At 45.3% G+C, this 24,747-nt stretch carries 20 protein-coding genes; 18 read left to right on the top strand and 2 right to left on the bottom strand.

The window, feature by feature from the left end:
- The first annotated feature begins 969 nt into the window (after nt 1–969).
- The 3 genes from QOS07_RS05515 (at nt 970) to QOS07_RS05505 (ending at nt 6,030) form a co-directional block, all read left to right on the top strand.
- The gene (locus tag QOS07_RS05515; protein ID WP_283587983.1) at nt 970–3,888 is read left to right on the top strand and encodes a Rib/alpha-like domain-containing protein; all 2,919 of its coding nucleotides are present in this window, start codon (nt 970–972) and stop codon (nt 3,886–3,888) included.
- Between the two features lie 254 nt (nt 3,889–4,142).
- The gene (locus QOS07_RS05510; protein ID WP_283587982.1) at nt 4,143–4,862 is read left to right on the top strand and encodes a ribonuclease H family protein; all 720 of its coding nucleotides are present in this window, start codon (nt 4,143–4,145) and stop codon (nt 4,860–4,862) included.
- A 4-nt stretch (nt 4,863–4,866) separates the two neighbouring features.
- Nucleotides 4,867–6,030, top strand: a complete 1,164-nt coding sequence (locus QOS07_RS05505; RefSeq protein ID WP_283587981.1) for a hydroxymethylglutaryl-CoA synthase — start codon at nt 4,867–4,869, stop codon at nt 6,028–6,030.
- 77 nt (nt 6,031–6,107) lie between these two features.
- Here QOS07_RS05505 and lexA read toward each other — a convergent pair whose 3' ends face one another.
- The gene (gene lexA / locus QOS07_RS05500; protein WP_283587980.1) at nt 6,108–6,734 is read right to left on the bottom strand and encodes a transcriptional repressor LexA; all 627 of its coding nucleotides are present in this window, start codon (nt 6,732–6,734) and stop codon (nt 6,108–6,110) included.
- A 136-nt stretch (nt 6,735–6,870) separates the two neighbouring features.
- Between lexA and QOS07_RS05495 the strand changes: the two genes are divergently transcribed.
- Together QOS07_RS05495 and QOS07_RS05490 are read left to right on the top strand one after the other, a co-directional pair.
- The gene (locus tag QOS07_RS05495; RefSeq protein WP_283587979.1) at nt 6,871–7,122 is read left to right on the top strand and encodes a DUF896 domain-containing protein; all 252 of its coding nucleotides are present in this window, start codon (nt 6,871–6,873) and stop codon (nt 7,120–7,122) included.
- An 80-nt stretch (nt 7,123–7,202) separates the two neighbouring features.
- On the top strand, nt 7,203–7,427 hold the full coding sequence (locus QOS07_RS05490) for a YneF family protein (RefSeq protein WP_283587987.1): 225 nt from the start codon (nt 7,203–7,205) through the stop codon (nt 7,425–7,427).
- 79 nt (nt 7,428–7,506) lie between these two features.
- Here the strand turns inward: QOS07_RS05490 and QOS07_RS05485 are convergent, their stop codons facing one another.
- Nucleotides 7,507–8,145, bottom strand: a complete 639-nt coding sequence (locus tag QOS07_RS05485; RefSeq protein ID WP_283587978.1) for a lysophospholipid acyltransferase family protein — start codon at nt 8,143–8,145, stop codon at nt 7,507–7,509.
- Between the two features lie 87 nt (nt 8,146–8,232).
- Between QOS07_RS05485 and QOS07_RS05480 the strand changes: the two genes are divergently transcribed.
- The 13 genes from QOS07_RS05480 to QOS07_RS05420 all read left to right on the top strand — a co-directional run bounded on the left by QOS07_RS05480 (nt 8,233) and on the right by QOS07_RS05420 (nt 24,730).
- Entirely contained in the window at nt 8,233–9,000 is a 768-nt protein-coding gene (locus QOS07_RS05480) for a tRNA1(Val) (adenine(37)-N6)-methyltransferase (RefSeq protein WP_283587977.1), read from the top strand.
- The gene (locus tag QOS07_RS05475) at nt 8,981–9,295 is read left to right on the top strand and encodes a GIY-YIG nuclease family protein (protein ID WP_283587976.1); all 315 of its coding nucleotides are present in this window, start codon (nt 8,981–8,983) and stop codon (nt 9,293–9,295) included. The genes QOS07_RS05480 and QOS07_RS05475 overlap by 20 nt, the downstream gene beginning before the upstream one ends.
- 159 nt (nt 9,296–9,454) lie before the next feature.
- Nucleotides 9,455–10,243: a 30S ribosomal protein S2 gene (rpsB, locus tag QOS07_RS05470; protein WP_283587975.1), complete on the top strand. Its 789-nt coding sequence runs from the start codon at nt 9,455–9,457 to the stop codon at nt 10,241–10,243.
- Nucleotides 10,244–10,358: 115 nt separating this feature from the next.
- Nucleotides 10,359–11,234, top strand: coding sequence for a translation elongation factor Ts (gene tsf / locus QOS07_RS05465; RefSeq protein WP_283587974.1), 876 nt, complete (start codon nt 10,359–10,361; stop codon nt 11,232–11,234).
- Nucleotides 11,235–11,306: 72 nt separating this feature from the next.
- Nucleotides 11,307–12,029: a UMP kinase gene (pyrH, locus tag QOS07_RS05460; protein ID WP_283587973.1), complete on the top strand. Its 723-nt coding sequence runs from the start codon at nt 11,307–11,309 to the stop codon at nt 12,027–12,029.
- A gap of 3 nt (nt 12,030–12,032) precedes the next feature.
- A complete protein-coding gene (frr, locus tag QOS07_RS05455; RefSeq protein ID WP_283587972.1) occupies nt 12,033–12,593 on the top strand; it encodes a ribosome recycling factor in 561 nt (186 codons plus the stop codon).
- A gap of 299 nt (nt 12,594–12,892) precedes the next feature.
- Nucleotides 12,893–13,672, top strand: a complete 780-nt coding sequence (locus tag QOS07_RS05450) for an isoprenyl transferase (protein ID WP_283587971.1) — start codon at nt 12,893–12,895, stop codon at nt 13,670–13,672.
- A 14-nt stretch (nt 13,673–13,686) separates the two neighbouring features.
- Complete coding sequence (locus QOS07_RS05445) at nt 13,687–14,472, top strand: phosphatidate cytidylyltransferase (RefSeq protein ID WP_283587970.1); 786 nt, start codon at nt 13,687–13,689, stop codon at nt 14,470–14,472.
- A gap of 20 nt (nt 14,473–14,492) precedes the next feature.
- The gene (gene rseP / locus QOS07_RS05440; protein WP_283587969.1) at nt 14,493–15,767 is read left to right on the top strand and encodes an RIP metalloprotease RseP; all 1,275 of its coding nucleotides are present in this window, start codon (nt 14,493–14,495) and stop codon (nt 15,765–15,767) included.
- Between the two features lie 23 nt (nt 15,768–15,790).
- Nucleotides 15,791–17,530: a proline--tRNA ligase gene (locus QOS07_RS05435; protein ID WP_283587968.1), complete on the top strand. Its 1,740-nt coding sequence runs from the start codon at nt 15,791–15,793 to the stop codon at nt 17,528–17,530.
- A gap of 70 nt (nt 17,531–17,600) precedes the next feature.
- Nucleotides 17,601–21,926, top strand: coding sequence for a PolC-type DNA polymerase III (locus QOS07_RS05430; protein ID WP_283587967.1), 4,326 nt, complete (start codon nt 17,601–17,603; stop codon nt 21,924–21,926).
- 219 nt (nt 21,927–22,145) lie between these two features.
- Complete coding sequence (locus QOS07_RS05425) at nt 22,146–22,352, top strand: hypothetical protein (protein ID WP_283587966.1); 207 nt, start codon at nt 22,146–22,148, stop codon at nt 22,350–22,352.
- 65 nt (nt 22,353–22,417) lie between these two features.
- Entirely contained in the window at nt 22,418–24,730 is a 2,313-nt protein-coding gene (locus QOS07_RS05420) for a peptidoglycan amidohydrolase family protein (RefSeq protein ID WP_283587965.1), read from the top strand.
- The last annotated feature ends 17 nt before the right edge of the window (nt 24,731–24,747 follow it).

Here is a 24,747-nt window from a genome sequence, read left to right as displayed (position 1 = left end):
GTTGTGGTAACACCATTAAAGACCTTTATGGGTTTTCTTGTCCACTTAAATGTTCAACTTATATTTTACAATCTGCCTCTTGTATTACTTTCTACAAACTAAGCAGGAATTCTAATTGAAGCTACTGAATCTTTCTTGAATAGTTTGCAGCGCATTATTTGTCCAGTTGATATGATTGAATCACTGTTACTCCCCAGAAGTAATGCGTTGTTTTCTCCCCGACAAATGGAAATTTAATATACAAATAACTATTAATTTGGCTAGTTAGTACCTATGTAAGTCAATCGGCATTGGCGCTAGCAACCGCATAATTATGAGTATTGATTAGGAATATAAGTAAGTATAAATGAGTGAAAGCAATTAAAGCTATCCTTGTATCTTGAGTGCAAACGGCCCCTAGTGGCCGCTTTTGTGTAAATAAAATTCTTAATTACCAAGATAGTATTCGATTACTGTCTAATTGAGGAGGAATAAAAATGCTTTCAAAGAAGAACACCAAGGAACAGTTGAAAAAAGCAGGAAGCAAAAAAACAACGGTTCGCGATTAAGAAATTAACGGTTGGTGTTGCATCGGTCTTAATTGGTTTCACATTTCTCGGCGTTAGTGGGGTAACAACCGCCAATGCGGATAGTTCAACGTCAACTAGTGATTCAAGTACAACGACCACGCCAACATCATCGACTAGTACAACGTCAGAAAGTACTGATTCAGCGACACCTGCTAGCTCAAACACAGCCGCGGTTTCAGTAACCCCAATTGCTGGTACGCCTAGCACGTCAACCAGCCCTGCAGCCGGTAATAGTGATTCTTCAACAAGCTCATCAACCAGCTCAGACCAAAGCACTGCTAATACAATTACTGCCGATGCGATTGCTGATGGTTACATTAAGAGTACTACTGATGCAACCAATGCTAAGAACACGTTATCCGGTCGGGCATGGATTGTCACAACTGGTACACCATCAACCATGTCAAACGGCTTGCAAGCCTTACCTGACGGTACTCAGGTATACCTGAAGTGGATGGACACCGATGGTTCAGTGTCACCTACTTACGTTGCCAGCATTAAGGCAATTGACAGTTCAGATGGTTCTCAGGTTGGTCCAGGTGCATATGCATTCGACCTTCGCGATGGCTGGACTGATGCAAACGGTAAACTGCACAAGTACAATGCAGTTGCCGGGCAGTACTACAAACTCTGGATCCCTGATATTCAGGCTGCTGATGGTAACACAATCACCATGATGCGGCAGGTCAGTGGTTACTACCCTGGCTCCTGGGTTAATAGCGTTACGAGTAAGAACCTGGGTCAATTCCCACTGATTGGGACGAACACGCAACGGACTGGGATCTTTATGTACGAAATTCCCGCTGGGGCAGTTGATGGTGGCGCTTCATACATGACGACCGCCAAGGATCAGTGGATTGAAGATGCAGCGGGTCCGTTATCTGCCCCCGCAGTTAGTGGTGACAAGGATGCCTCCGGGACAATTTCCGACCGTGTTTGGCTTGAAACTGGTGGTGATATTGCCAATTCTGCTACCGGGCCAAACTATAACTCATTAATGGGGGACACAGCAGCAAATGGTTATACCGTAATTGCATCGATGCTGACTCCGGAGGGCGTTAAAGCCTACAAGGACCAGATTGAAAGCCTAAGTGTATCTGAGCAAGCAGCTGCGGCTAAAGAATTGTTAACCGCTCACCCTGAATACATTGCTGCCACTGTTTACGGCAAGACCAATGAAAATGGGCAATACACTCTTCGTTTCCCTAAGGACATTACCTGGGAGAATACTTATGTCTACATGACTGTCCTCGATTCAAACGACCAGTTAGCAACTACTTATTCTGCATACACAATGCCTGTCTTCCGGAGCCCAAATGCTAACAACAGCTGGCTGCCACAGACTTCGCCCGCATATAATGCGATCGCAACTGGTTCACCAAGTTGGTACAATGTTAACTTTGCAATTGTTAACAACACGATGGTTACGTTAGACATTACAAACTTCAATAGCACTGACAAACCAGCTTACTACGGTGATACAGCAACGATTAAACTTGATGCTAAGGGGTCAGAAATTTCACCACTGAGTAACTACATTCAATGGACGGATACTAATGGTAATAACGTGGGTGATCCGGTACCAGTTACTCTCTTGAGCGACGGTACCAAAGCCAACCTGACAATTGGTGAAGACGGTAAGACCGTTACAATTAATGGAGTTACTTACGACTTAAAGAACCAAGTTAAGACTGGTGATGTATTTACGGCAACACTGTACGAAGGTAATGATTCTAATCCGGTTGCCAAGGACTCCTTTGTGGTTAAGGCCCAGGATAAGGATCTCTATGAACCAGCTTATGAAAAGGAAACAGTATCTGCTGGGCAAAAGGCAACGGTAACGCCAACCTTTACCGATGCTAACGGTGAAACAGTTGCAATGCCAGAGGGGACAACTTTCGCTGTTGATTCTTCTAGTTCTGCGGCTGCTGCTGGATGGTCAACTCTTGACCCGGCAACTGGTGAGATCACTTATAGTCCAGACGCAGCTCAAGCAGCGGGTGATTACTACATTCCAGTAACGGTAACCTACCCTGATGGCACTAGTGAAGTTGTAAATGCACAGGTAACTGTAAGCAACGAATCTGATGAGTACACCGCAACTGGTGGAGAACTCACTAAGCCTTATGGTGAAGCAACGACAGCTGACGATGTAATTAGCAAGGTGACGACTGACTACCCAACGACTGACGACCAGCCAACGATTGCGGTTGCTGATCCTTCTACACTGCCTGATGGAAAAACCGCTGGTACTTATGAAGTTCCAGTAACGGTAACTTATCCGGACGGTACAACTGATAAGACAACCGTTACGGTGACCGTTCTTGATCAGATAATTGACCAGACGAAGAATCCTGATGCGCCAACTCCAGAAGGCTATGTACGGGTAACGTTTGAAGCAGGTGACCACGGTAGTTTTTCCGATGGCGCAAGTACGATTTTCGATGTACGTGAAGGGACTGCCTTCAGTGACATGACATTGCCAACGGTTGTAGCAAATAGTGGCTACCAACAAAAGAGTGGCACTGATGCATGGAGCCCAGCATTGCCAACAACAGTTGATGCCACCGGTACTTACACGGCACAGTACGAGGAAAGTGCTACTGACGCGGACAAGTACACGCCAACTGGTCAGGACTTGACAACAGAACAAGGACAGGAACCAAGTGCTAGTGATGGAATTACTAACAAGGATGACTTGCCTGCAGGGACTGAGTACACGTGGAAGGATACTCCGGATGTAAGTACGCCGGGCACGAAACCAGGAACGATCATCGTAACTTACCCTGACGGTTCCAAGGATGAAGTGACAGTTAATGTAACGGTAACTGCACCAACACCGACGGAAACCGATGCGGATAAGAATACTCCAGAACCACAACCAATTGATACTCCTAAGGGTGTTGTACCAAATCCAGGTGATGGGGTGGCTAACAAGGGTGACCTTCCGGATGGGACTGATTATACTTGGGCCGATCCTGATAAGGTTAACCAGGATGTAAACACGCCGGGTACTTATGATGAAACGGTAATTGTAACTTATCCCGATGGTTCGCAAGATGTGATTGTTGTTCGGGTAACAGTTACTGAACCAGCTGATTCGGGTAACCAAACTGGTAATGCTGGTACTGATAGCAACAATAATAACGCTAACGTTTCAACTGGAAGCAAAACGACTGTTACTACTGGTACAAATAATCAGGCAAAGACAAGCACTTTACCACAAACCGGGAATGATAACTCGGCTGCTGTAGTAGGACTAGGCATGGTTAGCTTAGCTGCAATGTTTGGCCTTGGCTGGTTGAAAAAGAAAGATTAAGTTAATGTAGAGCTGGATTTGGTTCGAGCTTTACTAGTAAGAGACTGGGAATTAACTCAGTCTCTTTGCTGTTTTAAATATATTTACCCTATACGAGGATAACGCCTTGTCATAGCTATTCTTGCAAAATGAAAAAGAAGAGCCAGTCTAACCTAACCGAGAGCCGGAGAGACTTTTTCCTCGGTCGTTTTGTCTTCCATTTTTTACTGCCTGTCTTATAATATAATTACTAATAAAAATAGGGTTGAGTAATAATGACAAAAAAATACTACGTGGTAAAAAAGGGGCGCCATCCCGGAATCTATTTAACCTGGCCCGATTGTCAACGCGAAGTTGCCGGCTTTTCTGGTGCTGTTTATCGTTCCTTTACTGATGAAAACGAGGCTAGAATGTGGCTTAAAACCAGCCATCAGCCTAACACGTATAAAGAACCTGAACAGTTAAGTCTAAACTTTGGTGATCAACGGCCACGGTCCAGCCAGCATTTACACGATGCAATCCGCTTATTTACCGACGGCGGTTCACGTAATCATGGCAATAAACGTGGACAACATGTGCGCAAAGATGATAAAGCGGCATGGGCTTACCTAATCCTAGCAGGTGATAAACAGGTTACTGGAACTGGTGGTGAATGGGGTGCCACGAATAACCGAATGGAGATTATGGCTCTTATCAATGCCCTAAAGAAATTAATTAATTATCACTGGCAGGAAAAAACGATTATCGCAACGCTGGACTCTCACTATGTCTTAGACCCGATTACCAAGGGATGGCTATTTGGTTGGCGGCGCCGTGGCTGGACTACTTCGACAGGAAAGGCGGTTGCTAACCAGGAATTATGGCAGGAACTCTTGGGCCTGCTACTTAAATTTCGTAACCTTCAGTTCCAGTGGACGAAGGGTCATGCTGATAATACTGGAAATAATATTGTTGATGAATTACTAAATAAAACGATGGATAAGATGGGTGAATAAGAAAATGAAGATCGGAATTGACAAGATGGCCTTTGCGACCACAAATAACTATATTGATCTACGTGAGTTGGCAAAAGTTCGCGGGGATGAACCAGATAAGTACACGATCGGAATTGGTCAGGACCAGCAGGCAGTAGTTCCGCCAACACAAGATATCGTAACCTTAGGGGCAGCAGCGGCGGACAAGCTCCTTACCAGTGAGGACCGCCAGCGAATCTCAACGGTAATTTTGGCCACTGAGTCCGGAATTGACAACTCAAAGGCTAGTGCAATCTACGTTAAACATCTTCTCGGCTTAAGCGACTTTGTTCGAACGGTTGAACTGAAAGAGGCTTGCTACTCAGCAACTGCTGGAATTCAATTTGCCCGCGGAATTGTTGCACTTAACCCCCAAGAGACAGTATTAGTAATTGCGGCTGATATTGCCCGGTACGGTCTATCTACCCCTGGTGAGGTTACCCAAGGTGCGGGGGCAGTCGCAATGTTAATCAGCCAGGATCCGCATGTATTGGCGCTTGGTCAGACTTCGGTCAGCTTGACCAAAGACATTATGGACTTTTGGCGGCCACTCTATGCTACTGAAGCGATGGTTGATGGTAAGTACTCGACGAACGTGTATATTGACTTCTTTAAGCAAACGTTAACCCGGTACCAGCAACTGACTGGACGACGGCTAGATGACTTTACTGCGATTCTTTTCCACTTACCATTTACCAAGATGGGTAAGAAGGCGCTTGAGGCAGTACTTGGTGAACGTAATGATGCAACCGCCCAGCGGCTTCGCCAAGCATTAACCGCTAGTCAGGTGTACAGTCGGCAAGTCGGCAACCTTTACACGGGCTCACTATATTTAGGACTGATGTCTTACTTGCAAAATGGTGCAGTAAAGGCTGGCGACCGTTTAGGATTATTTAGTTATGGCTCTGGTGCAGAAGGGGAATTCTATACTGGAGTTGTTCAACCTGCTTTTGCTGCTAACTTATCTAATGTTCAATCTGACCTTAAGAAACGCCAGCAAGTTTCAATTGAAGATTACGAAATTGCATTTAACGACCAGTTAGGAATGAATTCGGCAGATATCCAGTTTGACCTCAGTAATGATCCTGCCAAGTTCGTCCTGGCAGGTCAAAAGAATCACCAGCGGATTTATCAGCGGAATGATAAATAATCCTGGTGTTAGTATTGAGTCGTAATATTTGGATAAAAATAAAGAGACCGGAAAAATTCTTTCCAGTCTCTTTATTTTTAGAAAATATTATCACGGAAAAGGCCAACTACCTTGCCAAGAATCTTGACGTTCTGTAGGAAAATTGGGTCCATCGTGTCATTTTCCGGTTGAAGCCGGAAACGTGTCTTTTCCTTGAAGAACCGCTTGCAAGTGGCCTCATTGTCATCATTCATTGCAATTACAATGTCACCATTCTTTGCAGTCGACTGTTTCCGGACGATTACTTGGTCACCATTTAGGATCCCGGCCTTGATCATACTTGAACCGCGGATGGTTAGCATGAACAAGTCATTGTTGTCCTGGATTGTCGGTGGAATGGGGAAGAAGTCAGTGGCATCTTCGACCGCCAAAATTGGTTGACCAGCAGTGACGACCCCGAGTAGCGGGATCTTAGTCTGTCGTGGCTTAATCCCTAGTAGGTCCAACCCCTTTGGAGTAATTTCTAGCGCCCGTGGTTTAGCAGGATCCTTCTCGAGGAAACCTCCTTCGATTAAACGGTTGATATGTCCATGTACAGTGGACGTTGACGAAAGACCAACAGCACTACAAATTTCCCGCACGGTCGGTGGATAACCATGATCCGCGACTTGCTTGTGGATGTAGCTGAGGACCGCCATTTGTTTGTTTTTAACCGGCTTTGCCATCCTAACACCTCATTAATGTTTACTAATGTTAGAATATCATAGCTGGTAAGCAATTTCAAACACACGTTCGTAATTGACAAAAAGGGACATTATTCTAAAATATTAGTTATGAATAAATTGACTGGAGGTCAGCTGAATGGTTGAATCGAAAGAGCAAGAAAAGCTTATTAAACGGATTAATGAACTTGCCCACAAGAATAAGAAGGAAGGCTTGACGGAAGCGGAAACCCGTGAACGGGAGCGTCTCCGCCGGGAATACATTAAAAACTTCCGTGAAACAATGCGGTCAAATATTGAGATGATGCGGATTTATGATAAGGAAGGTAAGGAAGTTACCCCCGAAAAGGTACGTCAAGCGCAACGCAAGAAGGGCTTGCGTGACGATTAATTTCAGATTTATCTTTTCAAGCGTTAAACATTCGTGTAAGATGAAAAGGTAACTAAACAAAGGAGGAAGTAACCTTGAGTATGGGTATGACGATCTTACTTGTCATTCTGGCACTGCTGGTCGGTCTTGCAATCGGCTTTTTCGGTGCTCGTAAGTACATGGAAAACTACCTCCGCAACAACCCACCAATTTCTGAGGAAATGTTGCGGACAATGATGCTCCAAATGGGTCAAAAGCCTTCGAGTCGGAAGTTACATCAAATGATGCAAACGATGAAGGCTCAAGCTAAACGGGCTAATAAGTAATAAAAAACAGTGGAGACGGCGAATTTATTTTCGCATCTCTACTGTTTTTTTATCGGTTAGACTCGATGTTCTTCGATACTTAGAAATCGTCATCCTTTGGCTTGGGTGGCATCACGTATTTAAAGTTCGGGTCAATTTGCTTATCTAGTTCGTCAAATGCATCTTGCATCTGTTTTTCCAGTTCAGCTTGGTATTCCTCATTTAGCCGCTTTTTACGGTCAATCATGATTGGCTTACCAAAGGCAATCTGCCGTGGCTTCCGACTGAAGAGCTTGCCAAATGAGAGTGGCCCCTGGTAGACAGTCGGGACAAGCGGCACATTGGCTAGCTTGGCAATTAAAGTTGCACCACCCTTTAACTTTGCCGAGTACCGTGACCCACTAGGAAAGATAATTGTTGAGAGGTTACCATTCCGCAAAAACTTGACCGGGGTCTTAATTGCTGACGGTCCAGGATTTTTCCGGTCAACGGGGTAAGCATTTAACGCCCGCAGGAACTTACCAGCCAAGGGGTTTGTGAATAACTCCTTTTTAGCCATGAAACTAAACTTTTTGGGCCAAACTGCCAATGCAATCAAAACGGGGTCCATCCACGTGCGGTGAGGTGCTACAATAATATAGTTACCTTCTGGGAGGTTCTCCCGGTTATAAATTTTTGCCCGACCATTGATTAACGTCAAAAACGGGTTCACAATTTTTACTAAGAAGTTGTAGAGCATATCTATTCTTCCAATCTATTTATGTTTTAACTGTGTAAAGTATGACTAAAAAATTAACAAGATGCAAGCGGGAGGCGCAAAAAAACAATGAATAAACAAACGATAGAACTAAAGGGAGACGAACGGATTGACCAGTTATACAGTCAAGATGTTCAAATTATCCAAAGTCCATCCTGCTTTGCATTTTCACTTGATGCTGTCTTGCTGGCTGACTTTGTCCGTGCCAACCACCGTCATAAATTAAAGACAGTTGACCTTTGCGCTGGCAACGGGGCAGTGGGACTTTTCCTCCATGATAAACTGGGCGGTACTTTTGCCGAGGTTGAGCTTCAATCACGGATTGCTGACATGGCACGGCGGAGCATTGAACTTAATGACCTTGGTGACCGTTACCGGGTACTTAACTGTGACATTGCGGATATCTTTAATGAGATTCCCAAGGACTCGGCCGACGTGGTTTTATGTAATCCACCGTATTTTCCGGTAACACCGACTAGTCAAAAAAATCCTAACCAGTACCTAGCAATTGCTCGTCATGAAATTAAAACGAACCTGGGGATGGTCGCACAGCAGATGAGTGGCCTCTTAAAGATGAATGGTCATGGTTACCTTGTGCACCGGCCGGACCGGGTCAGTGAAATTTTAGCAACGCTGGAACGTAACCGCCTTGTTCCTAAACGGATTCGTTTCATTTATCCCAAACCGGATCGAGATGCAAATATGATGCTAGTGGAGGTAATTAAAGATGGTAAGGCCGGTGGGCAAAAGATCGTACCACCGTTGATTGTTAACGACGATCAGGGAAACTATCTACCAGAAGTAAGGAAGCTATTATATGGCAGTAAACAGCAGTAAGGCTTATTACATTTATGTCCTGTATTGTGCAGATGATTCCCTTTATTGTGGCTTTACGGATAATGTAAAGCGGCGTTTTAAGACGCACCAAGCGTACCAGGGAGCAAAGTATACGCGGGTCAAGAGTCGCCACCCGTTGCGGTTGATTTATAGTGAGAAGTTTGCGACCAAGCATGATGCATTAAGCGCTGAATATCATTTTAAACACCAAAGCCGCCAAAAGAAGGTTGCTTACCTGCAAACACACGGCATTAGTGTTCAGCGGTATTATTTGCAGAATCACCGGACCAAATAAAATGGTAAAAAGCTTGTCAATGGACAAGCTTTTTTGTATACTATTAAGCGGTGTTTAATAACATATAACACACCCGTGTCGATAGGATGGGATGTGCCTGCAACAGGTTCCCAGCCTAAGTGACTCACGGGGAGGAAAAACATTTTGGAGGTATAACACATGTCTGTTGTTACTATGAAGCAATTGCTTGAAGCTGGTGTCCACTTCGGTCACCAAACTCGTCGTTGGAACCCAAAGATGGAAGAATACATCTTTACTGAACGTAACGGTATCTACATTATTGACTTACAAAAGACTGTTAAGTTGATCGATACTGCTTACAACTACATGAAGGATGTTGCTGCTGATGGTGGCGTTGTTCTCTTTGTTGGTACCAAGAAGCAAGCACAAGACTCAATCGAAGAAGAAGCTACTCGTGCCGGCCAATACTACGTTAACCACCGTTGGTTAGGTGGGACCTTGACTAACTGGAAGACCATCCAATCACGGATTGCTCGTCTGAAGGAACTCAAGAAGATGGCTGAAGACGGTACTTTCGATGTCCTTCCTAAGAAGGAAGTTGCTGTTTTGACTAAGCAACGTGAAAAGTTGGAACGGTTCCTTGGCGGTATTGAAGACATGCCAAAGATTCCTGACGTTATGTTCATCGTGGACCCACACAAGGAACAAATCGCTGTTAAGGAAGCTCAAAAGCTGCACATTCCAATCGTTGCCATGGTTGATACTAACACCGACCCAGACGACATTGACTACGTAATTCCTTCAAACGATGACGCTATCCGTGCCGTTCGTTTGATCACTTCAAAGATGGCTGATGCAATCGTTGAAGGTAAGCAAGGTCAAGACGATGCTCAACAAGCAAACGCAGACGCTGAAGAAGCTGCCGAAGACACTACTGTTAGCGAAGATTCATTAAAGAACCTGAAGAACAGTGTTGAAGGTAAGTAATTTAACTGATTAATACAATACTTGGGCTGTTTTGTGTTATGGACCATTGTGGCCCTAAGTACAAACGGCTCATTTTTTTGTAAAAACTAATTAAGACCAAAGGAGATAGTTAGTCATGGCTGAAATTAAAGCTGCTCAAGTTATGCAATTACGTAAGAAGTCCGGTGCCGGTATCATGGATGCCAAGAAGGCATTAGTTGCTAGTGATGGTGACATGGACAAGGCAATGGATTACCTTCGTGAAAAGGGGATCGCAAAGGCTGCTAAGAAGAGCGACCGCGTTGCTGCCGAAGGTTTAGCAGAAATCGCCGTTAACGGTAACACTGCTGCCATTGTTGAATTAAACTCAGAAACCGACTTCGTTGCTGCTAGTGACCCATTCAAGGACTTGCTGAAGAAGGTTACTAAGTTAATCAGTGAAAACAAGCCAGCTACTGTTGACGAAGCCCTGGCTATCAAGACTGACAACGGTACCCTGAAGGATGACATCATTTCCACCACCCAAAAGACTGGTGAAAAGGTTAGCCTTCGTCGGTTCACTGTTGTTGAAAAGGATGACGGCGACTCCTTCGGTGCTTACCTGCACCAAGGTGGTCAAATCGCTGCATTAGTTGTTCTTGAAGGTGCTGATGAAGCTACTGCTAAGGACGTTGCAATGCACGTTGCTGCCATCAACCCTGAATTCATGACCCGTGACGATGTTCCTTCAGACCGTCTGGACCATGAACGTGAAGTCTTCAAGGAAGAAACCTTGAATGAAGGTAAGCCTGCTAAGATCGTTGACAAGATCGTTGAAGGTCGTTTGAACAAGTTCTTATCACAAATTTGTTTGGCCGACCAAGACTTTGTTAAGGATTCCGACAAGACTGTTGCCCAATACGTTAAGGACAACGGTGGTAAGCTGAAGTCATTCATCCGTTACGAAGTTGGTGAAGGAATCGAAAAGAAGCAAGACGACTTTGCCCAAGAAGTTAAGGACCAAATGAACTAAGCGTTCGGGTTGGCTAAAGGGACGTACTATTCAGTGCGTCCTTTTTTACAAGGTCTGTTAAGGAGGAAAACGATGGCTGATATTAAATATAATCGAGTTATCTTAAAATTAAGTGGTGAAGCACTTGCTGGTGAAAAAGGCTTCGGTATTAACCCACCTGTTTTAAAGACAGTTGCCAAAGAATTGAAGGCTGTCCATGACAAAGGTGTTCAAATTGCCATTGTTGTCGGTGGCGGAAACATGTGGCGTGGTGTTACCGGTGAACAACTGGGGATGGAACGTGCTCAGGCAGATTATATCGGGATGCTAGCAACAATCATGAATGCCTTATCCTTACAAGATGCCCTGGAATCGATTGATGTTCCAACCCGGGTTCAAACTTCAATCGAAATGCGGCAAATTGCTGAACCATACATTCGGCGGAAGGCTATCCGTCACTTGGAAAAGGACCGGATCGTAATTTTCGCTGGTGGTACCGGGAGTCCATACTTCTCAACTGATACTACTGCGGCATTGCGGGCTGCTGAAATTAACGCGGATGCAATTTTAATGGGGAAGAATGGTGTTGACGGTGTTTACTCTGCTGATCCAAATAAGGACAGCAATGCCGTTAAGTTTGACCACCTGACCCACATGGACCTGATTGAAAAGGGCCTTCACGTAATGGACACTACTGCAAGCTCACTTTCAATGGACAACCATATTCCGATCGTCGTCTTCAACTTGAATACGGCCGGCAATATCATGAAGGTTGTTACTGGCGAAGAAGTGGGTACAACAATCGAGGGGGATTAAACAATGGCATCAAGCAAAGAAATCTTAAACGATGCAAAAGACAAGATGAAGAAGTCCGGTGACGCGCTCCAACGCAAGCTCGCCGATATTCGGGCAGGACAAGCTAATGCTGCCTTGCTGAACTCAGTTAAGGTTGAATACTACGGCGCACCAACGCCGCTGAACCAGGTAGCTTCAATTACTATTCCGGAAGCACGGCAATTACTGGTTACTCCTTATGATGAAAGTATCTTAGAAGAAATCGAACGGGCAATTTATGCCTCTAACCTTGGATTAACTCCCCAAAATGACGGCAGCGCCATCCGGTTGATTATTCCACAACTAACTGAAGACCGGCGGAAAGAACTGGTTAAGGACGTTAAGGCGGAATTGGAAAAGGCCAAGGTAGCGGTCCGGAACGTTCGTCGTGAAGCCATGGATGACCTGAAGAAGGGAAACAAGAATGGCGACTTTAACGATGACGAATACCATAACTTGGAAAAGAAGGTTCAAGATGAAACCGACGCCGGGATTAAGAACCTGGAAGAAATTGCGGACGCAAAGGAAAAAGAATTACTTGCTTAAAGTAATTAATAACATGCTGTAGCATAACCTTAATGGGTGAGTTGTTGCAGAACATTTGTACGGCAAGGCCGGGAGAAAATTTTCCTCCGGCCTTGCTGTTTTTACTGAATATGCAGTAACTAGGACAACCGACATCCGTTCTGTTACGTACACCAATTGACCAACTAGTGTGCACGATTTTTTACCCTCCTTTTTATGATCTTTTCCGTAAAATGCTACGGGGTAAAATTGTATTTTCCCCCTAAGAGCTTTATAATTAACTAGCGAATTTGTTTTTAAAACGGCGAAAGCACTAGTTAATGGAGGGGAAAAGATTGTTCTCGAAAAAAGAGGTCGCTAATGAGACGCCAACGATTGATATGGAGCGGATTCCGCAACACATCGCAATTATCATGGATGGTAATGGTCGCTGGGCCCAAAAGCGTCACTTGCCGCGGGTCGCTGGCCATAAGCAGGGAATGCAGACTGTTAAGACGGTCACCATTGCAGCCAGTAAATTAGGTGTTAAAGTTTTAACCCTTTATGCTTTTTCAACTGAGAATTGGAAGCGTCCATCTAGCGAAGTAAACTACCTAATGCAACTGCCAATTCGGTTCTTCTCGACCTTTGTTCCGGACCTAATTAAGAATAATGTTCGGGTCATGGTAATGGGGGATACATCGCAGTTGCCAGAGCCAACGCAAAAAGCAGTCAGCGATGCAATAAAGGATACTGCTGACTGTGATGGTATGATCCTCAACTTCGCGTTGAATTATGGTGGTCGCGATGAAATTACCCGGGCAGTAAAGTCAATTGCTGCAGAAGTTAGTGCTGGTGAGATTCAGCCGGATGAAATTACTGACCAATTGATTGGTAGTCACTTGATGACGGCACCACTTGGTAAATTGGCTGATCCAGACTTGTTGATTCGGACGAGTGGTGAAGAACGGATTAGTAATTTCTTATTGTGGCAGCTTGCTTATAGTGAGCTGGTATTTGTCCCTGAACACTGGCCAGATTTTGATGCCGACTCATTGAAAAAAGCGATTATTGAATTTCAAGGCCGACATCGTCGCTTTGGCGGTTTGAAGAATAAGTAGGAGAAGGTGGAAAAATGAAGACACGAATTATTACGGCAGTTGTTGCACTAGCAATTTTTATCCCACTCATTGTTTATGGTGGCGTACCGTTGACCATTGCGGCCGTCGTACTCGGGATTATCGCCATGTCAGAAGTACTGGTAATGAAGAAGATGTTTGTAATCTCCTTTGAGGCGATTGTGAGTTATCTCGGGGTGGCGTTACTGATCTTGCCTGATAACTGGCTTGACTTCCTGCCAAGTGTTGCGACCCGTTGGTTTGGCTTTTACCTGCTGGTTGCATTGCTGCTTTTACACACGGTTCTTCGCAAGCAGCGGTTCACCTTTGATGATGCAGGTGTTTTGACGTTAGCAATGCTGTATATCGGGATGGGCTTCCACTTCTTCGTTGTGGCACGGTCAATCAACTTCCAAACGCTGCTTTATGGGATGCTGATTGTGTGGCTAACTGATAGTGGTGCCTATATGATCGGTCGTAAGTTTGGTCGAAATAAGCTTGCACCACGGATTAGTCCAAACAAGACCTGGGAAGGTTCTGTCGGTGGAACAGTTGCCGCAACAATTATCTTAGCAGTTTACCTATACTTCTTCCCAGTTGGTGATGGCTTTGTAACGATGATTATCTTAACGTTGATTCTTTCAATTATGGGTCAACTTGGTGACTTAATTGAATCGTCACTTAAGCGCTACTATGGCGTTAAGGATTCTGGAAAGATCCTTCCTGGACATGGTGGTATCTTAGACCGTTTTGACAGTATGCTAATTGTAATGCCAATGTTGCACATGCTTGGCATTATCTAGCACCATAAGGAAGGGATTCTGTGATAGTAACAATTATTACCTTTATTCTGGTCTTTGGGATTTTGGTCCTGGTCCATGAATACGGGCATTATTTCTTTGCTAAACGGGCTGGTATTCTGGTCCGTGAATTTTCAATCGGGATGGGTCCCAAAATCTGGTGGAAAAGAAAAAATGGGACGACTTATACGGTTCGTATTTTACCAGTAGGGGGCTATGTCCGTCTGGCAGGCAATGATGACGAAGATGAGGAAGAATTGCGGCCAGGGACACCCGTCACACTTCAATTAAATGACGATGATGAAGTAGTAACGATTAATACTAGTTCAAAATCAACCCTTTTTCAGGGGATCCCAATGCAGTTGGTCGACACAGATTTAACTGATGACTTGTGGATTAAAGGGTACGTAAATGGTGATGAGAGTGAAGTAAAGGTGTACTCGGTTAACCATGATGCGGTAGTAATTGAACGCGATGGGACGCAGGTTCAGATTGCACCGCGGGATGTGCAGTTCCGGTCGGCTAGTCTCCCCGCACGGATGATGACTAACTTTGCTGGGCCGATGAATAACTTCATTCTTTCACTAGTTGTTTTCATTATCCTTGGTTTTACACTAGCAGGTGTACCGACAAACAGTAACCAAATTGGAAAGGTTAATTCTGGCTCAGTTGCTGCTCAAGCAGGTTTAAAAGCTGGGGACCGGATTACCAAGGTAAACAATACCAAGATTAGTAATTGGACTGACCTCTCAATGAACCTTTCTGATAAGCCGGGACAAAAGGTCAAGGTTACTTATTCCCGTGATGGGCATTCGCGGACGGTTGCCCTTACACCGAAGACGGTTAAACAGGGGAAACAAAAAGTTGGCCAAATCGGGATCCTTGAACAGCAACGAACGGGGATCAGGGACCGCTTATTGTTTGGCTGGCAGCAGTTTGTCCAAGCAGGAACGCTGATATTTGCGGTTCTCGGTCATATGTTTACCCATGGCTTTAGTTTGAACGACCTCGGTGGTCCAGTAGCAATTTATGCTGGTACTTCGCAGGCAACGGCACTAGGCTTTAACGGGGTATTGAACTTTTTGGCATTGTTGTCGATTAACCTGGGGATTGTTAACTTGTTGCCAATTCCGGCACTAGATGGGGGAAAGCTCCTCTTAAACATCATTGAGGCGATTATCCGCCGGCCAATTCCAGAAAAGGCGGAAGGAATTGTGACAATGATCGGGTTTATGATACTATTGGTACTGATGATTTTGGTTACCTGGAATGATATTCAACGTTATTTCATCCGGTAACGGGGTAGTAAAGGAGAAATATTATGAAGCAGTCAAAGATGTTAATTCCTACTAAAAAGGAAGCGCCAAGCGATGCGGAAGCACTCAGTCATATTATGATGGCACGGGCCGGTTACATTTACCAGCTTTCGGCCGGTGTTTGGTCCTACTTGCCAATGGCTTACCGGGTTATCCGGAAGGTTGAAAACATTATCCGTGAAGAGATGGATAAGGTTAATGCTTACGAGATGGAAATTCCAGCTATGCTGCCAGCTGAATTGTGGCAACAAACTGGTCGGTATGAGGCCTATGGTGACAACCTGTACAAGTTTAGTGACCGCAATGATCGTGGGTTTGTATTAGGGCCAACTGATGAAGAACCAATTACGGCAATCCTGCGGGACAGCATTAAGTCTTACAAGAAGTTGCCATTGGTTGTTTACCAAATAACTGATAAGTTCCGTGATGAGGGTCGTCCACGTTACGGTGTTCTTCGTGGTAAGGAATTTTCAATGTATGACGGCTATTCCTTCTCGGCTGACCAAGAAGGTCTTGACGAGGCATATAACGATCAAGCAAAGGCTTACCGGAATATCTTTGACCGGATTGGATTAGACTACAAGATTATCCTGGCAGACTCCGGTACCATTGGTGGTGATAATTCACAGGAATTCTCAGCACCGGCTGAAGTTGGTGAAGACGTAATTGTTTATACCGATGGTGGTTACGCAGCCAACATCGAAAAGGCTTCATCTAAGTTTACTGGTGTTCAACAAACCGCCGAACCTGCAAAGCTGGAAAAGGTTTCTACTGCTGGTAAACATACGGTTGATGAAGCAGCTGAATGCCTTAAGATGGACCCGAGCCAAGTGATCAAGTCGATGTTCTTCATGGCCAAGATGGGCGAGGACAATTATCAACCAGTAATGGTTCTGATGCGTGGTAATGACGAAGTTAATGAAACAAAGGTTACTAACGCAATCGACTGTGAAGAACTCGAATTAGCATCTGAAGAAGATACGATGAAGTACCTTGGTGCCCACCCTGGTTCACTAGGACCAGTTGGTGTCGGTGAAGATGTTAAGATCTTAGCTGATAACTACGTTAAGGTTCTGGTTAACATGGCATGTGGTGCCAATGATGATGGTTACCACTACATCAACGCTAATATTGACCGTGACTTCCGGGTTGACCAGTTTGGCGACTTCCGGAATGTCCAAGAAGGCGAAATTGCGCCTGATGGTAACCCAATCAAGTTTACTAACGGAATCGAAATCGGTCACATCTTTAAGCTGGGTACTGGTTACTCAGAAAAGCTGGGTGCAAAGGTACTTGATAAGAATGGCCGTCTGGTAGACATGATTATGGGATGCTACGGTATCGGTGTTACCCGGCTGCTGTCAGCGGTTGCGGAACAAAACGCTGATGAAAATGGTCTGGTTTGGCCAGATAGTATTGCACCGTTTGATGTCCACGTCATTCCGGTTAATGCCAAGAAGGAAGACCAGATGAAGATGGCCGATGAGCTTGAACAAAAGTTGACCGATGCTGGCTACGAAGTTCTGGTTGATGACCGGAAAGAGCGGGCTGGTGTCAAGTTTGCGGATTCTGACCTGATTGGGATTCCACTGCGGGTAACGATTGGTAAGAAGGCCGCTGACGGAATTGTTGAAGTTAAGATCCGGAAGACCGGTGAAACCATCGAAGTTAAGCAAGAAGAACTTGTTAACACGGTTGGTATCTTGCTGAAGCAATTAAGTAATTCAACTGACGATAATGAATAATATAAAATGTGACGCGAAGAACATTTAAAATCGGGGCGTCACATTTTTTAAGTAGGAGGACCGATTAAAAGTGGCTTTAAATCGACAAGAGCTATTTGAGAAATTGCTTGAACAAGTTCATTTCCCAGAAAAGGGCAACCCGGCCTTTAAGGGGGCAGCTATCCAGTCGGTGGTTGTCCATAAGGAAAGCCGCCAGTGGGAGTTTCACTTAATACTACGGCGGCCACTCCCGCTTCAATTGTTTAAGGAATTTTACCAGGCAATCCAGGTAGGGTTTAAGGATATTGCTGGTGTCAGTGTGCAGATTAGCAGCCCGACGACGGAAGTTGATCCGGACCTGGTAGCCGACTACTGGGAATACATTATTAAGCGGAGTGCGGTCGATTCACCGATGTTACAGCAGGCATGCTTAAATACCACTCCGGAGGTCCATGACGGCCGGGTAACGGTAGTGGTTGAAAATGATATCTTGAAGGACCTGCTCACGAAAAAGGCACTAGCAGTGATTGAAAATGAATATCAATTGCTGGGCTTTCCGCGGTTCAAAATCCATCCTTTTGTTGACCAGTCTGCCTCGCAGGCTAAGATCAAGGAATTACGGGAGAAGCATGAGGCCGCTGATGCAGCGCTAGCAGCTAAAGCAATGGCACAGATTAAGAAGAAAAATTCAACAAAGAAAAAGTCGGCACCAGTTGCGGCAGCAGATGGACCAGCTCAATTAGGACGAGTAATTAACGAAAAACAAGAAGTTACCCAAATGAAGGATATTCAAGGCGAAGAACGGAACGTAGTGGTTGAAGGCTACGTATTTAATGCGGAAGTCCGTGAACTGCGGTCTGGTCGGCAACTACTTACGTTTGAAATCACTGATTATACTTCGTCATTTGCTGTTAAGAAGTTTTCCCGCAACACCGATGATGAAGCTCAATTTGCTAATATCAAGCCGGGAATTTGGCTGAAGGTTCGTGGCCCGGTCCAAGAAGATACGTGGATGCACGACCTGGTAATCAACGCCTACGATATTAACCAGGTTTCTCACCAGGAACGCCAGGATAAGGCTCCAGAAGGCGAAAAGCGGATTGAACTACACACCCATACAGAGATGAGCCAGATGGATGCCACTAACTCAATTACCGAATTAGCTGGCCAGGCCAGCAAGTGGGGTCAACCGGCGATTGCGGTCACAGACCATGGCAATGTGCAGGCCTTCCCGGAAGCATTTAAGGCTAGCAAGAAGTTTGGCATTAAGATGCTCTACGGAATGGAAGCAAACGTGGTTGATGACGGAATCCCACTGGTTTACAACGAAAACCACGATGTATTAATGGACAATACATACGTGGTCTTTGACGTGGAAACAACCGGGTTGTCAGCCATTTATGATAAGGTGATCGAGCTGTCAGCGGTAAAGATGAAAGACGGTAACGTCTTAGAACGGTTTGATGAGTTTATTGATCCTGGCTTCCCGCTGTCGGAGCAGACGACGAACCTGACGTCGATTACTGATGACATGGTCCGAGGTTCAAAGACCGAGGAAGAAGTATTTAAGATGTTTAAGGAATTCTGCCAGGGGACAATCATTGCGGGGCACAACGTTTCCTTTGATATGGGGTTCATGAATACTGGTTACCGTCGTCACCACATGGAAGAAATTACTGAACCAGTGATTGATAACTTACCATTGGCTCGTTTCCTTTATCCTGACATGCGTGGTTACCGGCTTAATACGCTGAGTAAGAAGTTCAAGGTGGCCCTTGAACACCACCACCGGGCAAATTATGATGCTGAAGCAACCGGCCACCTCCTTTATAAGTTTTTGAAGGACGCCGAAAAGCGGTATGATGTGCGCTATGTTGATGACCTAAATAAGCACATGGCCGAAAATGATGCGTATAAGCATGCCCGGCCGTTCCACGTCACGTTGATTGCGCAAACTCAGGCGGGGTTAAAGAACCTGTTCAAGCTGGTTTCTTTCTCCAATGTTAAATACTTCCACCGGGTACCGCGGATCCCACGGACGGTTTTGACGAAGTATCGAGAAGGAATACTGCTGGGAACTGCCTGCTCATCTGGCGAAGTCTTTACCGCAATGATGGAAAAGGGTTACCCCGAAGCTCTGCGGAAGGCACGCTATTATGACTTTATTGAGGTTCAACCACGGGCCAATTATGCACCGTTATTGGAGACTCACGTGATTGCGGATCGGGCTCACCTTGATGATATTTTAAAGAACATGGTCAAGCTGGGTGATGAGCTGAGGAAACCCGTTGTGGCAACGGGAGATGTTCACTACTTGGAGTCACATGATGGGATTTACCGGCAAATTCTGATTAATTCCCAGGGGGGAGCCAACCCGCTGAACCGGACAAAGCGCCCTGACGTTCATTTCCGGACGACTGATGAGATGATGGCGGAGTTTACCGACTTGCTTGGCGAAGATGTTGCCAAAAAGATTGTGGTTGATAATACTCACCAGATTGCGGACATGGTCGATGATGGCATCCGGCCAGTTAAGGATAAGTTGTATACTCCCCACATGAAGGGAGCAGAGCAGGAAATCCAGGACCGGACATGGCATACTGCCAAGGCCTGGTACGGTGACCCATTGCCGAAGCTGGTTAAGGACCGGGTTGAACTGGAGCTTAACAGTATCGTTAAGAACGGGTTCTCAGTTATCTACCTGATTGCCCAACGACTGGTAGCAAAGTCAAACAAGGATGGGTACCTGGTTGGGTCCCGTGGTTCGGTTGGCTCAAGTGTGGTAGCTACCCTTTCAGGGATTACGGAAGTTAACCCCTTACCACCACATTACCGGTGTCCAAAGTGTCAATACACTCACTTCTATACTAAGGGTGAATACAGTTCGGGCTTTGATTTGCCAGAAAAGAAGTGTCCAAAGTGCGGAACCCTCTTGGTTAAAGATGGTCACGATATCCCGTTCCAAACCTTCTTAGGGTTTAAGGGGAACAAGGTTCCAGATATTGATTTGAACTTCTCTGGTGACTACCAGCCGATTGCTCATAACTACATGAAGGTTTTGTTCGGTGAAAAGAACGTATTCCGTGCCGGCACGATTGGTACGGTTGCCGATAAGACTGCTTATGGTTACGTGAAAGCCTATGAACGAGATAATGACGTCCAGTTCCGTGGTGCCGAGGAAGACCGCTTATCGAAAGGAGCGACTGGAGTTAAGCGGACGACTGGTCAGCACCCGGCCGGAATTATCATTGTGCCGGATGACATGGACATTTATGACTTTACACCGGTTCAGTATCCGGCAGATGACCAAAATGCTGCCTGGGAAACCACCCACTTTGATTTCCACTCCATCCACGATAATATCCTGAAGATGGATATTCTGGGACATGATGACCCAACGATGATTCGTGCCCTTCAGGACCTTTCTGGGATCAACCCAAAGACGATCCCAATGAATGATCCAGGTGTGATGGCGCTCTTCTCAAGTCCTAAGGTATTAGGCGTAACAGAGGAGCAGATCCAGAGTAAGACTGGTACTCTTGGCTTGCCGGAGTTCGGTACCCGTTTTGTGCGGGGGATGTTAAATGATACCCACCCGAAGAATTATTCACAGCTGCTTCAAATTTCAGGACTTTCCCACGGGACTGGTGTGTGGTTGGATAATGCCCAGGAGCTGATTAAGGAAGGAACGGCGACGATTGCCAATGTGATCGGTTGTCGTGATAACATCATGACCGACTTGATCCACTATGGGCTTGATTCGGAAACCTCTTTCCAGGTAATGGAATCTGTCCGGCATGGCCGGGGAATTCCGGATGACTGGCAAAAGAAGATGCGGGAGGCTAATGTGCCGCAGTGGTACATGGATTCCTGTTTAAAGATCAAGTACATGTTCCCACGAGCACACGCGGCGGCCTATGTTTTAATGGCTCTCCGGATTGCTTACTTTAAGGTTTACTTCCCATTGGTTTACTACTGTGCATTCTTCTCCGTGCGGGCAGACGATTTCGATGTTGTTGCCATGGCACACGGGAAGGAAGCCGTGAAGGCGCGGATGAAGGAAATCAACGATAAGGGTAACGACGCCAGTGCGAAGGAAAAGAGCTTGTTAACGATCCTTGAGTTGGCAAATGAAATGCTGGAGCGGGGCTTTAAGTTTAAGATGGTTGACCTTGAACGGTCCGATGCCTCTAACTGGCTGATTGATGGCGATTCATTAATTGCACCATTCCGGGCGATCCCTGGACTTGGCTTGAGTGTGGCCAAGCAGATCGTGGCAGCTCGTGAAGAACGGCCATTCCTTTCCAAGGAAGACTTAGCTGAACGGGGCAAGGTTTCACAGACACTGATTGACTTCATGACCGAAAATCATGTGATCGATCAGCTGCCTGACGAGAACCAGTTGAGTTTGTTTTAATAACTAACTAATCTTTATATCAATACTAAAAAGGCTGAGCAACAGGCTCAGCCTTTTCCTTTTTAAATAAAATAGGGAATAGTGTTAACTATCTTCCTGGAAACGTTCGTTATGTCGTTCTCTTAAATGAAAAAAAGTTCGTTGGCAGAAAATACCGTTTTGATAGCGGAAAAGGTATTAAAATTGTAATGTATAAATTTTTTCTGGGGGAGTGTAACGATGATTATTGATTTTAATCACGCTAAAATGATCGCTGCGGGTTGCTTGGCAATGAGTAGCTGTGCCTTTTTCTTGTGGGTAAACCAATCCGGAATTCAAGCTGACCAATTAAATGCAAGACAGCCTGAAAGCTCAACTACCACGCAGTTTGTAGCTAGTCAAGCTGTTAAAAATCCTATAGGGGGGGGGGTACGGACCAATCCCTAGTTGATTCACAAGATCATGGTAACTATGCCTGCCTTGACCAAGAGCAGGTAGATGATAATGGAAATTTGAATGTCGCTGGCTGGCACGCCACTAACGCTTCTCAGGGACGTCAATACCATTACATTATTGCCTACGATGTAAGTAATAACTGTGAAATCGCTCGCAAAGATATTACTAATAATGAAGTTAGTCGACCCGATGTTGCTAAAGTTCACCCTGTTTATGGGGCAGCAAACTCGGGCTTTAAGACTAGTTTTCATTTAGAAAAACAACTAGCCAACCTCAACCAAGTACGGATTATTAGCCGCTACACAGATGACCAGGCTGGTAACGGAAATAGCATTGATTACTGGTTCGCACCGTTTACGGTTAACCGGTCCAATCGTGCTAATTTAGACGGAGCAGTGGTTAAAGACAACCAGCTGGAACTTACGGGCTGGCATGCCACTAATTTAGCTGCTAATAAACCATACCACTACATTATTGTTGTTGACCGGACTGCTAATGGTCACGAGGTTTGCCGGGTACTTGTTAAAAATGAGGTTGCCCGTCCAGATGTTGCGAGAGCCTTTGATGGAATTGATGGTGCTGGCCAATCCGGTTTTAACGTCGACTTACCGATTGCCGGGCTAAACTTTAGTCACCAGCTCCAGGTTCTTAGTCGTTATTCAGCCTCTGCAGATGGCAATAGCAACTATGTAGACTACTGGTTCAATCCGCTTACCAGTGGCAGTACTGTTAACCAGGGGAACTTTGATGGCTATAGTATTGCTGATGGTCATTATTTGACGGTTACTGGTTGGCACGCGACTAACATAAGTAATTTTGAAAATAACCACTTTTTGATTCTTTATGATGAAACTGCGGGGAGACAAGTGGGTGTCACAATGGCGACACCAGTGATCAGGCCAGATGTTGCTAAAGCCCTTCCAAACGTGAATGGCTCCCAGAACGCGGGCTTTAGTGGTCAATTTGATCTAGCTACACTAAACCTGGTTCCTGGTCATCGGCTGGCTGTTGTAAGTCGTTATTCGACCAGTAGTAATGGAAATGGTAGCCAAGGACAGTTAACTGATTGCTGGCTGGCACCGTTCACTCTTAACCAGCAGGCCAATAACATTGATAGTGTTACAACGACTAAAGATGGTGTTCAGGTTACTGGCTGGCTTGCCAGTGACTACTTACTTAACCACCAACACCCGTTTGTGATTATTTTGGATAACGGCAAAGAGGTAAGTCGCTGCCCAATTAAGTGGGTTAATCGGCCAGATGTTGCACGGGTTTACCCACAAATATATAACAGTGCAAATAGTGGCTTTAGCACGTTAGTCCGGCTAGATCCAACACGGTTAACGGGTAATGTTCAGGTACTGCTCCGGCTCGCTAGTGATGATGCTGGAAACCAGAACACAATTGATCAAATAAGTAGTAATTACGCAACTAACGACGGATTCTTTGACACCGTTCAGTCGAATGGCCGGCAATTAACGGTTAGTGGTTGGCACGCTAGCGACCAGAGTCTTACGATGCCTTACCAATACTTAATTGTGGTTGATCAAAATAGGCATGAACTTGGTCGCTGGAAGGTAACTGGCAATCAGTCACGGTCCGACTTGGCTCAAAATCGATCTTATATTTACAATAGCGGGAAGGCCGGCTTTTCTGCTACTTTGACGATTCCAAGTGGGATGAATGGGCATATGTTTACATTAATTCACCGCTTCAGTAATGATCCGAACGGAAATGGCCAGTATTCTGACTATTCAAGTACCTATTATTTACAACCTAATGGTCAACTGGCAGTGGGGGTTGTTCGCCTTAACGGAAATACCTACCATTTTGACGCTCATTCACATCAAATGACCAAGAATGCATCCGTTGATGGGGTCTACTTTGATGGTAATGGTCGCTTGGTAAATGGCAACTTCTCAACCCGGATTATCAACTGGTTTGTCAGTCGAGAAGGAAAATTAACTTATTCGCAAAGTGGTTCACGAAATGGTAGTGCTGGTACTGCTGATTGCTCTGGTTCAATGACGGCAGCAGTCTATAGTGCTGGTGGTTCATACCCGCAGGCAGTTTATAACACCAATACCTTGCCGGGCTACCTTTTAGCGAATGGCTACCGGCAAGTTTACAATGGGTATGATCTAATTACGCCACAATATGGGGATATTATTTTTTGGTATGGTCGTGATTATAACCATGTAGTGGTTGCCAGCGGGACTTCTGATAATCCAATGGTTATTTCAACTAGCTACCTCACGAAGGGACAACCGGGGACGGCTATTCAAGAACTTAACTATGGTCAATACTGGCAAATTCATGGTCGCGATCATACGGTAGTCTACCGGCTCGCGGACCAGGCACGAAACTAGTCAGTAAAGTTAACTTT

This window comes from Limosilactobacillus viscerum, from assembly GCF_947387525.1.
GTDB lineage: Bacteria > Bacillota > Bacilli > Lactobacillales > Lactobacillaceae > Limosilactobacillus > Limosilactobacillus viscerum.
This window is presented reverse-complemented; position numbering and strand designations above follow the sequence as displayed.